At 73.3% G+C, this 15,409-nt stretch carries 13 protein-coding genes, 2 rRNA genes and 1 pseudogene; 13 read left to right on the forward strand and 3 right to left on the reverse strand.

Translation table 11 applies throughout. The features are described 5' to 3' along the window. The 4 genes and pseudogenes from OTB19_RS31395 to OTB19_RS31410 all read left to right on the forward strand — a co-directional run. Positions 1-87, forward strand: a 23S ribosomal RNA gene (locus OTB19_RS31395); the annotation flags it as partial. Between the two features lie 106 nt (positions 88-193). Next, a 5S ribosomal RNA gene (gene rrf / locus OTB19_RS31400) occupies positions 194-310 on the forward strand. 105 nt (positions 311-415) lie between these two features. Next, positions 416-1,255, forward strand: a pseudogene (locus OTB19_RS31405) (hypothetical protein); the annotation flags it as partial. A gap of 348 nt (positions 1,256-1,603) precedes the next feature. Next, positions 1,604-2,491, forward strand: coding sequence for a tetratricopeptide repeat protein (locus tag OTB19_RS31410; RefSeq protein ID WP_267802096.1), 888 nt, complete (start codon positions 1,604-1,606; stop codon positions 2,489-2,491). 91 nt (positions 2,492-2,582) lie between these two features. Here OTB19_RS31410 and OTB19_RS31415 read toward each other — a convergent pair whose 3' ends face one another. After that, positions 2,583-3,854, reverse strand: coding sequence for a DUF1015 domain-containing protein (locus OTB19_RS31415; protein ID WP_267802070.1), 1,272 nt, complete (start codon positions 3,852-3,854; stop codon positions 2,583-2,585). Between the two features lie 122 nt (positions 3,855-3,976). On the opposite strand from OTB19_RS31415, the gene OTB19_RS31420 reads away from it, so the two are divergent. The 4 genes from OTB19_RS31420 to OTB19_RS31435 all read left to right on the forward strand — a co-directional run bounded on the left by OTB19_RS31420 (position 3,977) and on the right by OTB19_RS31435 (position 8,136). Beyond that, the gene (locus OTB19_RS31420) at positions 3,977-5,020 is read left to right on the forward strand and encodes an HAD-IIA family hydrolase (RefSeq protein ID WP_267802071.1); all 1,044 of its coding nucleotides are present in this window, start codon (positions 3,977-3,979) and stop codon (positions 5,018-5,020) included. An 82-nt stretch (positions 5,021-5,102) separates the two neighbouring features. After that, positions 5,103-6,149 (forward strand): FecCD family ABC transporter permease, encoded by a 1,047-nt coding sequence (locus OTB19_RS31425; RefSeq protein WP_267802072.1) that lies wholly within the window; start codon positions 5,103-5,105, stop codon positions 6,147-6,149. Positions 6,150-6,193: 44 nt separating this feature from the next. Further along, the gene (locus tag OTB19_RS31430; protein WP_420716956.1) at positions 6,194-7,261 is read left to right on the forward strand and encodes a FecCD family ABC transporter permease; all 1,068 of its coding nucleotides are present in this window, start codon (positions 6,194-6,196) and stop codon (positions 7,259-7,261) included. Next, on the forward strand, positions 7,258-8,136 hold the full coding sequence (locus tag OTB19_RS31435) for an ABC transporter ATP-binding protein (protein WP_267802073.1): 879 nt from the start codon (positions 7,258-7,260) through the stop codon (positions 8,134-8,136). The genes OTB19_RS31430 and OTB19_RS31435 overlap by 4 nt, the downstream gene beginning before the upstream one ends. On the opposite strand, the gene OTB19_RS31440 is transcribed toward OTB19_RS31435, so the two are convergent. Next, complete coding sequence (locus tag OTB19_RS31440; RefSeq protein ID WP_267802074.1) at positions 8,120-8,467, reverse strand: SCP2 sterol-binding domain-containing protein; 348 nt, start codon at positions 8,465-8,467, stop codon at positions 8,120-8,122. The genes OTB19_RS31435 and OTB19_RS31440 overlap by 17 nt on opposite strands. 64 nt (positions 8,468-8,531) lie before the next feature. Here OTB19_RS31440 and OTB19_RS31445 point away from each other — a divergent pair, with 64 nt between their 5' ends. The 5 genes from OTB19_RS31445 (at position 8,532) to OTB19_RS31465 (ending at position 13,750) form a co-directional block, all read left to right on the forward strand. Then, complete coding sequence (locus tag OTB19_RS31445; RefSeq protein WP_267802075.1) at positions 8,532-8,804, forward strand: hypothetical protein; 273 nt, start codon at positions 8,532-8,534, stop codon at positions 8,802-8,804. Between the two features lie 7 nt (positions 8,805-8,811). Continuing rightward, positions 8,812-9,627 carry a TlyA family RNA methyltransferase gene (locus tag OTB19_RS31450; protein ID WP_267802076.1) on the forward strand — a complete coding sequence of 272 codons (816 nt, stop codon included), beginning with the start codon at positions 8,812-8,814 and terminating at the stop codon, positions 9,625-9,627. Beyond that, complete coding sequence (locus OTB19_RS31455; protein ID WP_267802077.1) at positions 9,624-10,589, forward strand: NAD kinase; 966 nt, start codon at positions 9,624-9,626, stop codon at positions 10,587-10,589. Before OTB19_RS31450 ends, OTB19_RS31455 begins: the two co-directional genes overlap by 4 nt. Positions 10,590-10,671: 82 nt before the next feature. Then, positions 10,672-12,390: a DNA repair protein RecN gene (recN, locus tag OTB19_RS31460; protein ID WP_267802098.1), complete on the forward strand. Its 1,719-nt coding sequence runs from the start codon at positions 10,672-10,674 to the stop codon at positions 12,388-12,390. Positions 12,391-12,628: 238 nt separating this feature from the next. Beyond that, positions 12,629-13,750: a glycosyltransferase family 4 protein gene (locus OTB19_RS31465; RefSeq protein WP_267802078.1), complete on the forward strand. Its 1,122-nt coding sequence runs from the start codon at positions 12,629-12,631 to the stop codon at positions 13,748-13,750. Positions 13,751-13,774: 24 nt separating this feature from the next. Here OTB19_RS31465 and OTB19_RS31470 read toward each other — a convergent pair whose 3' ends face one another. Further along, complete coding sequence (locus OTB19_RS31470; protein ID WP_267802079.1) at positions 13,775-15,394, reverse strand: PucR family transcriptional regulator; 1,620 nt, start codon at positions 15,392-15,394, stop codon at positions 13,775-13,777. Between the last annotated feature and the right edge of the window lie 15 nt (positions 15,395-15,409).

The raw sequence follows: 15,409 nt of genomic DNA on the forward strand, positions 1-15,409 counted from the left end.
CAGTAGACGACTGGGTTGATAGGCCAGATGTGGAAGCCCGGTAACGGGTGGAGCTGACTGGTACTAATAGGCCGAGGGCTTGTCCTCAGTTGCTCGCGTCCACTGTGTTAGTTCTGAAGTAACGAACAGTTACTGGTTTCTAGAGCTAGAACATAACTATAAAGTGTGCTTGTTCGCTCGAAACCGATAGGGTTTCGGTGGTCATAGCGTTAGGGAAACGCCCGGTTACATTCCGAACCCGGAAGCTAAGCCTTTCAGCGCCGATGGTACTGCAGGGGGGACCCTGTGGGAGAGTAGGACGCCGCCGAACAATCTTTCAAAGGACCCTTGGTCCAGCGTTCAACGCTGGACCAAGGGTCCTTTTTGTTTTTCACCTTTTTACGCCGAAGCGCGGCCATGGGTTGGTTGCGCAAGAATGACTAGCGGTACCCCGACGACAGGAGTCACACCCATGTCCAACTCTCCCGACGATCGTCCGGAGCGCGAGCCTCGGCGCAACGACGGCGGTGACAGGGGCGGCTACCGCGGGGGCCGTGACGACCGTGGCGGTGACCGTGGTGGCCGTCCGATCGGCAGTGGCGGCGGTTTCCGCCGTGACGACCGCGGCGGGCGCCCCGCCGGTGGCGGCGACCGTCCCACCGGTGGTGGCGGTGGTTTCCAGCGTCGTGACGACCGTGGTGGCGACCGTCCGAGCTACCCGCGTCGTGACGACCGGGGTGACCGTCCCACCGGTGGTGGCGGCGGTTTCCAGCGCCGCGATGACCGTGGCGGGGACCGTCCCAGCTACCCCCGTCGTGACGACCGGGGTGACCGTCCCAGCGGCGGCGGCTTCCAGCGTCGTGACGACCGTGGCGGGGACCGTCCCAGCTACCCCCGTCGCGATGACGACCGCGGTGGACGCCCCACCGGTGGCGGCGACCGTCCCTCCTTCCGTCGTGACGACCGTGGCGACCGCCCCAGCGGCGGTGGTTTCCAGCGTCGTGACGACCGTGGTGGGGACCGTCCCAGCTACCCGCGTCGTGACGACCGGGGTGACCGTCCCACCGGTGGTGGCGGTGGTTTCCAGCGTCGTGACGACCGTGGTGGGGACCGTCCCAGCTACCCCCGTCGCGATGACCGTGGCGACCGCCCCAGCGGCGGCGGCTTCCAGAGTCGCGATGACCGTGGTGGCGACCGTCCCAGCTACCCCCGTCGTGACGACCGGGGTGACCGTCCCACCGGTGGTGGCGGTGGTTTCCAGCGTCGTGACGACCGTGGCGGGGACCGTCCCAGCTACCCCCGTCGCGATGACCGTGGCGACCGCCCCAGCGGCGGCGGCTTCCAGCGTCGTGACGACCGTGGTGGCGACCGTCCCAGCTACCCCCGTCGTGACGATGACCGCGGTGGTCGTCCCACCGGTGGTGGCGGTGGTTTCCAGCGTCGTGACGACCGTGGCGGGGACCGTCCCAGCTACCCCCGTCGCGATGACCGCGGTGGCGATCGCGGTGGGTACCGCGGCGGTCGTGACGACCGTGGTGGCGACCGTGACTTCCGCGCCGACCGCGACCCGGTCAAGCGGCTCCCGATCGACGACGACATCACCGGTCACGAGATCGACGCCGACGTGCGTCAGGAACTCCTGAGCCTGCCCAAGGGCCTGGCGGAGGAAGTCTCCCGCAACCTCGTGATGGTGGCCCGACTGATCGACGAGGACCCCGAGCAGTCGTACGCGTACGCCCGCATCGCCCTGCGTCTGGCCTCCCGTGTCGCCGCCGTCCGCGAGGCCGCCGGCTTCGCCGCGTACGCGACGCAGAAGTACAGCGAGGCGCTCGCGGAGTTCCGTGCCGCCAAGCGCATGACCGGCTCCGTCGAGCTGTGGCCCGTCATGGCCGACTGCGAGCGCGGCCTCGGCCGCCCCGAGCGGGCGCTGGCCATGGCCGGCGAGCCCGAGGTGCAGAAGCTGGACAAGGCCGGCCAGGTCGAGATGCGTCTGGTCGCCGCCGGTGCCCGTCGGGACATGGGCGAGCTCGACGCCGCCATCGTGACCCTGCAGAGCCCGGAGCTCGCCTCCCACTCCGTGCAGCCGTGGACCCCGCGTCTGCGGTACGCCTACGCCGACGCGCTGCTGGCCGCCGGTCGTGAGGACGAGGCCCGCGAGTGGTTCGCCAAGACCATCGAGGCGGACAAGGACGGGGCGACGGACGCCTCGGACCGACTCGCCGAGCTGGATGGCGTCGAGTTCGTGGACGCAGCCGCGATGGACGACGCGGACCTCGACGACGAGATCGACGAGGAAGACGACCAGGACGACCAGGACGACGCCGAGGTGGCCGCCGCCGAGCGCGCGACCGACCAGGCCGAGTACTACGACGAGGACGACGACGAGTACGAGCCCGTCCCGGACTCCGACTCCGACGTCGACGTCACCGACGAGATCGTCGTCATCGAGGACGAAGAGGACGACGAGCCGCGTGACGAGCGCGAGGACCGCGAGGACCGCGACAAGGCCTGACCGGTCTTCGTCGGCGTGATCTGACGTGAGAGGGCGGTACCCCCACCGGGGGTACCGCCCTTTCGCATGTCCGGGCGCCCCCGGGGGAACGTCAGATCAGGCTGCGCAGGACCAGGCCGGTGGCCGGCTTCGGACCGAACGAGGTCGACTTGCGGGGCATGGTGACGCCCTGGCGGGCCAGGTCCCGGACCACTTCCTCGCGTACGGGATGCAGCAGGACGGCGGTGCCGCCGTGGCGCTCGGCCATCTCCACCGTCGCGGCGGTGTCGTGGATGTACGTGATGTGCTCCGGCTCGTCGGGGACCTGCCAGAGAGTGTCGAGCAGGGCGGCGTGCAGCACGGTCGCATCCAGCCGGCGCCAGGCCTCGGGGCGGTCGCGGCGGACGGTGCGCTCGATCAGCGCCGGATCGGGATCGGTGACCAGATGGAACCTGCCGTCCCCGGTGAGCAGGAAGGCGTTGCCGCGTTCGGCCGCGTCGGTGAGGGCCTCCAGGGCCAGCGGGAGGGGGCCGTCCACGGCACGCACGCGGAAGTGCTCCTCGACCGCGGCCAGCGCCTCGGCCGGCGGGAGCCGGCGCAGCATGCGGTGGATGGCGCGGACCTGGAGCGGATAGCGGGCGGTGTCCACGAGGAGGACGAGGCCGAAGTCCCAGGGGCTGGGGGAGCGGTGCTCCTCCTGGAGGCGCAGGTACGTCGCCCAACGGTGGTGGCCGTCGGCGATCAGCGCCTGCCGGTGGCCGAGATCCGCGGTGACGGCGTCCAGGTCGGCGGGGTCGGTGATGGCCCACAGCCGGTGCTGGAAACCGTCCTCGGTGGTGGTGGAGAACAGCGGCGTGCCGCGGACGGTCCGCTCGACGACCGCGGCCGCTCCCGCCGCGGGGTCGTCACCGCGGTAGGTCAGGAGCAGGGGTTCGAGATTCGCGGACGCGGCGCGCATCAGGCCGGCCCGGTCGGTCACCACGTGCGGCATGACGTCCTCGTGGGGCAGGACGACGCCGGCGTCGGGGGCGGACAGGGCGAGGGCGCCGATGATCCCGCGCTGGAGGACGCCCGCCCGGCGCTGCTCGTACACGTACAGGGCGGGTGTGGGATCCGCGCTGAGGACGCCCTCGGCGAGCCACTCGCGGAGGGTGCGCGCGGCCTGCTCGTTGCGGGCCGCGGGTGTCTCCGCCTGCGGCAGGATCAGGCGGACGATGTTGTGGGGGTCGGCGGATTCGAGGTAGTCGACTCCGTCGGGGCGCACGACCACGTCGTACGGCGGTGAGGTGACGGCGGCCAGACTGCCCACACGCTCCGGGACGTAGCGCAGCCCGTTGAAGGGGGTCAGCCGCAGTCCGTGCTCCGCGTTGTCTGAAGTGGTCATTGATGCATGGTAGGACGCGTCTCGCGATGCGGGATGATCGGGGGAGCGGCAGGCAGGCGTGGAACGCGGACAGCGCCGATCGAAGATCGTTCGCATGACGTTTCGGATGAGGAGCGGACACGATGAGCCGGCAGAGCAGGACCCGCCCCGAGGGCAGTGAGCGCAGTCTCCACCAGGCGTACGACACGGCCCTGTTGGACCTGGACGGAGTGGTCTACGCGGGCGGCCGGGCCATCGCGCACGCGGTGGAGTCGCTGGCCTCCGCGCGGGCCGACGGGATGCACCTGGCGTACGTGACGAACAACGCGCTGCGCACCCCGGACGCGGTCGCCGAGCACCTGGGCGAGTTGGGCATCCCGACGGAGGCAGCCGAGGTGATCACCTCCGCGCAGGCGGTGGCCCGGTTGATCGCCGAGCAGGTGGAGCCCGGGTCGAAGGTGCTCGTGATCGGTGGGGAGGGACTGCGGGTCGCATTGGGCGAACGCGGGCTGGTGCCCGTGGACTCCGCCGACGAGGACGGGCTGGCGGCGGTCGTCCAGGGCTACGGGGGGCCGGACCTGCGGTGGGAGCGGTTCGCCGAGGCCTCGTACGCGATCAATCGCGGGGTGCCTTGGTACGTGTCGAACACCGACCTGACGATTCCGAGCGCGCGCGGGATCGCGCCGGGCAACGGGGCCGCGGTGGAGGTCGTGCGGATCGCCACGGGCGCGGAGCCGCAGGTCGCGGGCAAGCCGCTGCCCCCGATGCACCGGGAGACGGTGTTGCGGACGGGCGCGAAGCGGCCGCTGGTGGTCGGGGACCGGTTGGACACCGACATCGAGGGTGCCTACAACGGGGAGGTGGACTCGCTGCTGGTGCTGACCGGGGTGACGGACGCCGCGCAGTTGTTGCGCGCCGAGCCGAAGTACCGGCCGACGTACGTGGACCGGGACCTGCGCGGGTTGCTGACGGGGCAGCCGGAGGTCGAGCAGGCCGAGGACGGGTTCCGGTGCGGAGGCTGGACGGCGCTCGTGTCGGGTGACGTCCTGGAACTGCGCGGGGAGGGCGGCGATCGACTCGATGCCGTCGACGGCCTGCGGGCGCTGTGCGCGGCGGCCTGGACGCGGGCGGGCGACGGGTCCTGCGACCTCGACGCCGGCAAGGCGCTGGCCAGGCTGGGACTTTAGAGCCTGCGGGGCCGGGCGGTCGGCGGGCGAGGGGACGTTCGGCGGATCCGACCAACTGGGAGGGTAGGCTAACCTAACTTCCGTGTTGGTCGAGAGTCCCCCCGAACCGAGTGCGGCGCCCGTCGCCGCCACCCGCGCGCGCCACGGTGCTCGCGCCGTCGGTCTGCTGGTCGCCTTCGCGGTGCTGGCCGTGATCGCGGTCGCGAGCATCGCCGTGGGCGCCAAGCCGATGCCCCTGGACCAGGTCTGGCACGGGCTGTTCCACTACGCGGGGACCGCGAACGACGTGGTGGTGCGGGACCTGCGGGTTCCGCGGACCCTCCTCGGCGTGCTGGTCGGCCTCGGTCTGGGTCTGTCCGGGGCGGTGATGCAGGCGCTGACCCGCAATCCGCTGGCCGAGCCCGGCATCCTCGGCGTCAACGCGGGCGCCGCGGCCGCCGTCGTGTCCGCGATCAGCTTCCTCGGCGCCTCCTCGCTGAGCGAGTTCGTCTGGTGGGCCTTCCTGGGCGCCGCGGTCGTCTCGGTCGTCGTGTACGTGCTCGGCGGCAGCCGCAGCGCGACGCCGGTCCGCCTCGCGCTCGCGGGGACGGCGGCCAGTGCGGCCCTGGTCGGCTACATCAACGCGGTGCAGCTGATGGACAGCAAGGCGCTGGACAAGCTGCGCTTCTGGACGGTGGGTTCGCTGGCCTCGGCCAACATGGACACCGTCCGGCAGGTCGCCCCCTTCCTGCTGATCGGCGCCGTGCTGGCGCTCTCGCTGGGCCGGCCGCTCAACGCGATGGCGATGGGCGACGACACCGCGCGGGCGCTCGGCGCCCACCTGACGCGGACCCGGATCGGCGCGATGCTCGCCATCACCCTGCTGTGCGGGGCGGCGACCGCCGCCTGCGGGCCGATCGTGTTCATCGGGCTGATGATCCCGCACCTGGTACGGATGATCACCGGCCCCGACATGCGCTGGGTCCTCGCCTACTCGGCGGTGCTGTCACCCGTGCTGCTGCTCGGCGCCGACGTGGTCGGACGGGTCGTCACCCGGCCCGCGGAACTCCAGGTCGGCATCGTCACCGCGCTCATCGGCGGCCCCGTCTTCATCCACCTGGTTCGGCGCAAGAGGATGGCCCAGCTGTGACCGTGACCACGAAGACCGGGGAGGCGGTGGACGCCGGGGCCCCCGTGCGGACCACCAAGCGGGCGAAGGGCGCCGGGTTCCGCCCGCACGCCCTGCGCGGGCCCGCCGGTGCCTCGCTGCGCACGGAACCCCGCGCGCTGCTCACCGGGCTGCTGCTGGGCGTCGTGGCGTTGCTGCTCGTCGTCCTGCTGATCGGCACCGGCGACTTCGACATCGCCCCGTGGGACGTCGTGCAGACGCTGCTGGGCAACGGCACCCCCGCCGACGACTTCATCGTCAACGACCTGCGGCTGCCGCGCGTGCTTGTCGCGGTGCTCGTCGGCGCGGCCCTCGGGATGGCCGGCGCCGTCTTCCAGTCGGTGTCGCGCAACCCGCTCGGTTCCCCCGACCTGCTCGGTTTCGGGTACGGGTCGGCGGTCGGCGCGCTCACCGTGATCATCGTGTTCAAGGGCGGCGCGACCGAGGTGGCGATGGGCGCCGTCGTCGGGGGCGTACTGGCCGGCGTCGCCGTCTACCTGCTCGCGTACAAGAAGGGCATCCACGGGTACCGCCTGGTGCTCGTCGGCATCGGCGCCTCCGCGATGCTCGTCGCCCTCATCCAGTACCTGATCACCAAGGCGCAGTTGACCGAGGCCACCCGCGCCATGGTGTGGCTGACCGGTTCGCTGGCCGGCCGGGACTGGGCGCAGGTGTGGCCGCCGGCCGTGACCTGCGCGGTGCTCTTCCCCGTGATCCTCGGACAGGGCAGGGCCCTGCGGATGATGGAGATGGGGGACGACGCCGCGCACGCCCTCGGCGTCCGGGTCGAGCGGACCCGGCTGCTGCTGATGCTCGCCGCGATCGTGCTGACCACCGCGGCCGCGGCGGCCGCCGGACCGATCACCTTCGTCGCGCTGGCCGCACCCCAGCTGGCCCGGCGGCTCACCCGCTCGCCCGGCTCGAACCTGCTCACCGGCGCGCTGATGGGCGCCGTCCTGCTGCTGGTGTCCGACTGGGCCTCACAGCGGGCCTTCGGCGCCGACCAGTTGCCGGTGGGTGTGGTGACCGGGCTGGTCGGCGGTGGCTATCTGCTCTGGCTGCTCGTCACCGAGCGCAAGGCGGGACGTATATGAAGACCTTGAGGAGTACCCCAGTGCAGCGGCTGACCGCGGAGAACGTGACCCTCGGCTACGACCAGCGGATCATCGCCGAGAACCTGTCGGTGGAGATACCCGACAACTCCTTCACGGTGATCGTCGGCCCCAACGCCTGCGGCAAGTCCACGCTGCTGCGCGCGCTGTCGCGGATGCTCAAGCCGTCCGCCGGGCGGGTCCTGCTCGACGGCCACGCCATCGGGTCGATGCCGGCGAAGAAGGTGGCCAAGACCCTCGGCCTGCTCCCGCAGTCCTCGATCGCCCCCGACGGCATCACCGTCGGCGACCTGGTCTCCCGCGGTCGGTACCCGCACCAGGGGCTGCTGCGCCAGTGGTCGCCCGAGGACGAGCGGATCGTGAACGAGTCGATGGCCTCCACCGGGGTCGCCGAGCTCGCGGACCGGGCCGTGGACGAGCTGTCGGGCGGGCAGCGCCAGCGCGTGTGGATCGCGATGGCGCTGGCCCAGCAGACCCCGCTGCTGCTCCTCGACGAGCCGACGACCTACCTGGACATCCAGCACCAGTTGGACGTCCTCGACCTGTGCGCCGAACTGCACGAGAACCAGGGCCGGACCCTGGTGGCGGTGCTGCACGACCTCAACCACGCGGCCCGCTACGCCACGCACCTGATCGCGCTGCGCGGGGGCGTGGTGGTGGCCGAGGGGCCGCCGGCCGAGGTGGTCACCGCGGAGCTGGTGGAGAAGGTGTTCGGGCTGCGCTGCCAGATCATCGACGACCCGCAGACGGGGACGCCGCTGGTGATCCCGGCGGGCCGGGCGGCCCGCGCGAAGGTCTCCGTCCGAGGGACCCGACAGCCCGCGCCGCCCGGCCTCGTGCCTACAGCAGGCTCTTGAGGCGGAGCAGGTCGCGGAAACCGGCCTCCAGCCTGACCCGGCCCGAGGCCCAGGCCTTGGCGAACTTCAGCTCCCCGGCGACCAGGGCGAGCAGATCGTCGCCGGACATCGCCAACCGGATCTCGGCCTTGGTGCGGGGCGGGCCCGGGGCGACCGCGTCGACCCGGATCCGGCCGGCGTCGAGCCGGCCCGTGAACGTCTGGTCGAGGTCGGTCATGTGGCAGCTCAAGGAACGGTCGAAGGCGGCCGCGCCGCGCACGTCGCCGTCGGCCCGGGCCAGGTTGTCCGAGAGTCGGTCGAGTGCTTCGCGGCACTCCTGAATCGTAGCCATCGTGATCACGACGGTACCGCAGAGCCGTACGTGGTCGCGGCGCGCTTCGAGGTAGCGTCGGGGCATGACCGACGAAGCGTCCGAGAGAGTCCCGGAAGCCCCCGAGGAGTCCGCGGGGGCCGCCGGCGAGCCCACCGGACCCGCGCCACTGGGCGTCGTACGGACGCCCACCGGGCATGCCGGGGTGGACGTGCTCCTGGAGCGGTTGGCCGACGCTGACCACCTCACGGCGGACGGGCACGTCGAGGTGTACGAGGATGTGCACAGGGGGCTGCGCGAAGCGCTGACCGCGCTGGACGCACCGCCCGTCCCCGGACCGTACGAAAACAGGAGCTGAACCGAACGTGGCAGGAGTGGCACGCCGCCGCCTGGACGCCGAACTGGTACGCCGCAGCATGGCCCGCTCGCGCGAGCACGCGGCCCAGCTGATTGCCGCGGGCCGGGTGACCGTCGGCGGCACCACCGCCACCAAGGCGGCCACCCAGGTCGAGACCAGCGCGGCCGTCGTCGTCCTCAAGGACGACAGCGACCCCGACTACGTCTCCCGGGGCGGCCACAAACTGGCGGGCGCGCTCGCCGCCTTCGGGCCGCAAGGGCTGGTCGTCGAGGGCCGGCGGGCGCTCGACGCGGGTGCCTCGACCGGCGGGTTCACCGACGTGCTGCTGCGCGCGGGCGTCGCGCACGTCGTCGCGGTGGACGTCGGCTACGGACAACTCGCCTGGTCGTTGCAGAGCGACGAGCGGGTCACGGTCAAGGACCGCACGAACGTCCGCGAGCTGACCGTCGAGCTGATCGACGGCGTTCCGGCGGACCTGGTCGTCGGAGACCTGTCGTTCATCTCGATCGGTCTGGTGCTGCCGGCGCTCGTCCGGTGCTGCGCGCCGGACGCGGATCTGGTGCTGATGGTGAAGCCGCAGTTCGAGGTGGGCAAGGACCGCCTCGGCAGCGGAGGAGTCGTGCGCAGCCCCGAGCTGCGCGCGGAAGCCGTACGGGAAGTCGCGGCGAAGGCCTGGAAGCTGGGGCTGGGGGTGCTCGGGGTGACCGCGAGCCCGCTGCCCGGGCCGTCGGGCAACGTCGAGTACTTTCTGTGGCTGCGGGCGGGGGCACCGGCACTCGACCCGGGGGACGTCGATCGTGCAGTGGCGGAGGGGCCGCAGTGACCGATACAGCAGACACAGGCGCATTCACGGGTTCGACGACGGCGGCGGGGGGCGCGGGGGAACGCACCGTCTTCCTGCTCGCCCACACCGGACGGCCGGCGGCCATCCGCAGCGCCGAGTTGGTCGTCCAGGGACTGTTGAAGTCCGGGCTGGGCGTACGGGTCCTCGCGGACGAGGCGGTGGACCTGCCGCTGCCGCCCGAGGTCGAGCTGGTCGCGGAGTGCACCCCCAAGGTGCTCGACGGGTGCGAGCTGCTGATCGTGCTGGGCGGGGACGGGACCCTGCTGCGCGGGGCCGAGTTCGCCCGCGGCTCGGGCGTGCCGATGCTCGGTGTGAACCTGGGCCGGGTCGGATTCCTCGCCGAAGCCGAGCGGGACGACCTCGACCAGGTCGTGGAACGCGTCGTGACGCGCGCCTACGAGGTCGAGGAACGGATGACCATCGACGTGGTCGTGCGCACCAACGGCGACGTCCTCCACCGGGACTGGGCGCTGAACGAGGCCGCCGTCCAGAAGGTGTCCCCGGAGCGGATGCTGGAGGTGGTCCTGGAGATCGACGGGCGCCCGGTGACCGGCTTCGGCTGCGACGGGATCGTGTGCGCGACGCCGACGGGCTCGACGGCGTACGCCTTCTCGGCGGGCGGACCCGTGGTCTGGCCCGAGGTGGAGGCGCTCCTGATGGTGCCGATCAGCGCGCACGCGCTGTTCGCGAAGCCGCTGGTGACCTCGCCGGACTCGGTGCTGGCCGTGGAGGTGCAGCCCGGGACCCCGCACGGGGTGCTGTGGTGTGACGGTCGCCGCACCCTGGAACTGCCGGCCGGCGCCAGGGTCGAGGTCCGGCGGGGCACGGTGCCCGTGCGCCTCGCCCGGCTGCACCACGCCTCCTTCACCGACCGCCTCGTCGCCAAGTTCGCGCTGCCCGTGTCGGGGTGGCGCGGGGCCCCGCACGAAGCACGCCACTAGCACGTGCGTTCGGAGAACTCGGCGAGGGTGACGTCGCATGGCACCCGTCAAACCTCGGTATGGTCGTCCCGTGCTTGAGGAGATGCGGATACGGTCGCTCGGGGTCATCGACGACGCGGTGGTCGAGCTGTCGCCCGGTTTCACCGCGGTGACCGGCGAGACCGGCGCGGGCAAGACGATGGTCGTCACGAGCCTCGGCCTGCTGCTCGGAGGCCGCGCCGACCCGGCCCTGGTCCGGATCGGGGCCAAGGCGGCGGTGGTCGAGGGGCGCATCGTGCTGCCCCCCGGCGCCCCCGCCGCGCTCCGGGCCGAGGAAGCCGGCGCCGAGCTCGACGACGGCGCCCTGCTGATCAGCCGCACCGTGTCCGCCGAGGGGCGCTCGCGCGCCCACGTCGGCGGCCGCTCCGTGCCCGTGGGCCTGCTCGCCGAACTCGCCGACGACCTCGTCGCCGTACACGGCCAGACCGACCAGCAGGGCCTGCTGCGGCCCGCCCGGCAGCGCCAGGCCCTCGACCGGTACGCCGGGGGCTCCGTGGCCGTCCCGCTGGAGAAGTACACCGGCGCCTACCGGCGGCTGCGTGCCGTCGCCGTCGAACTGGACACCCTCGTCACCCGGGCCCGGGAACGGGCCCAGGAGGCGGACCACCTGCGCTTCGGCCTCGACGAGATCGCGGCCGTGGAACCCCTGCCCGGCGAGGACGCCGAACTGTCCGCGGAGGCCGAGCGCCTCGGCCACGCGGAATCGCTCGCCTCGGCCGCACAGGCCGCGCACGCGGCCCTCGCGGGCAACCCCGAGGACCCCGAGGGCATCGACGCGAACACCCTCGTCGCGGGAGCCCACCGCGCACTGGAGTCCGTACGGTCCCACGACCCGGCCCTCGGCACGCTCGCCGAGCGGATCGGGGAGCTGGGCATCCTGCTGGCCGACGTGGCCGGGGAACTCGCCGGCTACGCCGACGACCTCGACGCCGATCCGCTGCGGCTCGCCGCGGTGGAGGAGCGCCGGGCCGCCCTGACCCAGCTGACCCGCAAGTACGGGGACTCCGTCGACTCCGTGCTGGAGTGGGCCGAGCAGGGCTCCGCGCGGCTCCTGGAACTGGACGGCGACGACGAACGGATCGCGGAACTGACCGCGGAACGGGACGGCCTGCGGGTCGAACTGTCCCAACTGGCCCAGGCGTTGACCGACGCCCGGATGGACTCCGCCGCCCGGTTCGCGTCCGCCGTCACCGACGAACTCGCCTCGCTGGCCATGCCGCACGCCCGGGTCACCTTCGACATCCGCCAGATCGAGGACCCCGAAGGCGTCGAGGTCGGCGGCCGCACCGTGGCCTACGGGCCCTCCGGCGCGGACGAGGTCGAACTGTTGCTGGCCCCGCACCCCGGCGCCCAGCCGCGCCCCATCGCCAAGGGCGCCTCGGGCGGCGAGCTGTCGCGCGTCATGCTCGCGGTGGAGGTCGTGTTCGCCGGCTCCGACCCGGTGCCCACCTACCTCTTCGACGAGGTCGACGCGGGCGTCGGCGGCAAGGCGGCCGTCGAGGTCGGCCGGCGCCTCGCCAAACTGGCCAAATCGGCGCAGGTCGTCGTCGTCACCCACCTCCCGCAGGTGGCGGCGTTCGCCGACCGGCAGCTGCTGGTGGAGAAGACCGTCGACGGATCGGTGACGCGCAGCGGCGTCACCGTCCTGGAGGGCGAGGACCGCATCCGCGAGCTGTCGCGGATGCTGGCGGGCCAGGAGGACTCGGAGACGGCGCGCGCGCACGCCGAGGAACTCCTCGCGACGGCCCGCGCGGACGCCTAGGGCGCCCCTTCCGGAACGTGCCGTACGGGGCCCGGGACGCGACGCGTCCCGGGCCCCGTACGCGTTCGGCATGGGGAGATTTCGCCGACCGGGTGGCGGCGGGTAGCCCGTGTGGGTGAGGCTGGGGGGTGTCTGGCGGTATCTCCTGCGGGATCCGCACCCGTATGGTCCCGGAACGCGCGTGCGGACTGGCATCCTGGGCGACGTCTCTGACTCCCTCACCCTGGAGCTTCGGCCCGTGAGCAGCTCCCCGGTTTCGTTCCCCCCTCCCGCCCAGCCGTACGGCCGGCCGCCCCTGCGCACCGTCCAGGTGCTGGGCGGCGCCGGCGCGGGCAGCAGCGCGCACGTCCGCTCCCTGACCACGGGGCTCGCCGCACGCGGCGTACGGGTCACCGTGTGCGCCCCCGTCGCGGCGGAGGGCGAGTACGACTTCACCGGCGCCGGCGCCGAGTTCACGCCCGACGCGGCGAGCGCCCTGCGCGCCGCCTGCGCCGGCGCCGACCTGGTCCACGCGCACGGGGTACGGGCCGGGCTGCGGGCCGCGCTGGCCCTGCGCGGCGGCCGCCACCGGGCCCCGCTCGTGGTGACCTGGCACGGCGGCGCGGCCGAGGCGCCGGGCGCGCTGGGGCGGATGGGGCAGCTGCTGGAACGCCGCGTGGCCCGGGCCGCCGCGGTGGTCCTGGGCGCTTCCTCGGACCAGGTGGACCGGGCGCGCTCGCGCGGCGCGCGCGACGCCCGACTGGCGGCGGTGGCGGCGCCGCTGCCCGCGATCCCCGAACCGGCCGCCGACCCGGAGAAGGTGCGGGCCGAACTGGGCTCGGTGGAGCGGCCGTTGGTGATCGCGGTCGGCAGCCTGGTCGCCCGGCGCGGCTACTCCGTGCTGCTGGACGCGGCCCGGGCCTGGCGCGCGCTGGACCCCGTACCGCTGCTGCTGATCGCGGGGGAGGGGCCGCTGCGGGCCGAACTGTCCCGCCGGATCGAGGCGGAGGGACTCCCCGTACGGCTGCTGGGGCGGCGCCGGGACGCGGACCGGCTGCTGGCCGCAGCCGACGTGGCGGTCCTGCCGAGCCGCTGGGAGGGCCGCTCGCTGCTCGCCCAGGAGGCGCTGCGCTCCGGCGTGGCCTTGGTGGCCACGGACGTCGGGGGAGTGCCGGAACTGGTCGGGGACGCGGCGGTGCTGGTGCCGTACGGGGACCCGGAGGCGCTGGCGGCCGCGGTGTCGGGGCTGCTCGGCGATCCGGCCCGGCGGGCGGCCCTCGCGTCGGCGGGCCGCGCGCAGGCCGCCTCCTGGCCGTCGGAGGACGACACGGTGGCCCAGGTGCTGTCGGTGTACGACGAGTTGATGGAGCGCGGACGGTAGGTCCCCCGGACGCCGCCCCCCGGCTCAGGAGGCGGTGTGGCGCCGGGCGCGCAGGGCGAGGCTGAGGGAGAGCACCGTCTCCGGGTCGTCCAGGTCCGTGCCCAGGAGCTCCGAGATGCGGGCCAGCCGGTTGTACAGCGTCTGACGGTTCAGATGCAGCTCACGGGCCGTCTCCGCCTTGCGGCCCGCGTGCGCCAGGTACGTCTCCAGGGTCGGCAGCAGCGAGGGGCGGGAGGCCACGTCGTGCACCCGCAGCGGGCCGATCGCCCGGTCCACGAAGGCGGCGAGGTCGGGGTGTTCGCGCAGCCGCCACAGCAGCAGGTCGATGTCCAGGCGCCGGGCGTCGTACCAGGGGCGGGCCGGCAGACCGTGGGCCGCCGTCGCCGTCTCGGCGGCGTGCCGCAGCCCGGCCGAGGCCGCCGCCCAACTCCCCGAGACGCCCACGACCACCGCCGGCGAGGCACCCGCCCGGTCCAGCCCGGCCCGCTCCACGCCGGCGCGCAACGCCGCCGCGACCCGGTCGGCGACCGTCGTGCGCTCCGACTCCGTCCGCAGGGACACCAGCAGCGGCACCCGGCCCTCCACCGGGCGGACGCCCAGCATCACCGGGACGCCGACCGAGGACAGTTCCTCCAGCACCGCCCGCGCGAGGACCGCCCAGTTCCCGGACGGGCCCGGGTCCGTGGCCAGCCGCATCACGACCGGCAGGAGCGGGCCCGCGCCCGGCTTGAAGCCCAGGACGCGCGCCTGCGCCGGGGCGTCCTCGGCGGAGATGCGGCCCTCCGCGAGATCCGTCAGGAAGTCGCCCCGGCCGCGCGCGGACAGCTCGTCCTCCTGACGGGCCTGCATCAACACCACCGCCAGCACGCCGGCCGTCCGCTCCGCCGCCATCCGGTGGACGGGCAGCAGCGGGGCCGAGACCCCGAGCAGGACCACGCGCGCCCGCACCGAGCCGGTGCCGTGACCACCCCCGGGCACGTCGACCACCACCGCGTTGGCGGACGGCTCGGCCCCGCGCTGGCCCCGCAGGCCCTCCCACACCTGGAGCGGGTCGGCGGCGGCGTCCCCGGAGACCGGCCCGGCGGCGTAGAGGAGCCGGCCGTCGGGGGTCTCCAGGAAGACCGGGTTCGCCGTGAAGTCGGCGAGGATGCTCAGCACCTGCGGGATCCCGCCGCCGCCCAGCAGGGCCTCGGTACATCGCCGGTGGACCTCCTCGGCCCGCTGGAGCAGGGCGTAGTGGCCGTTGACGATCTCGGTGTGGACCTCCTCCGTCACGGTGACGAACGGCACCTCGCGGTGGAGCTGCACGAGGGGGAGGCCGGCCGCCCGGGCCGTCTCGACGATGGTGGCGGGCAGGCGCGTGAAGCGCGGGCCCAGTTCGACGACCAGCGCGGCGATGCCCCGGTCCGCGAGGCGGCGCACGAAGGCACGCTGTTCGGCCGGCCGGGTGCCCAGGCCCAGCCCGGTGGTCAGGAGCAGCTCGCCGCCCTTGAGGAGGGAGGCGATGTTGGGGACCTCGCCGGCGTGGACCCAGCGCACGGTCCGCCCGAGCCGATCGGCGCAGGCCATCACCTCCGGCAGACCGCTGCGCAGTCCCGGCAGCTCCAGCGCCCGCTGAACAGTGATCCCGCCCTGGTTGTCCATGTCGCGGGACGCTAC

Origin of the sequence: Streptomyces sp. H27-H5, from assembly GCF_026627505.1 — a bacterium.
Lineage (GTDB): Bacteria > Actinomycetota > Actinomycetes > Streptomycetales > Streptomycetaceae > Streptomyces.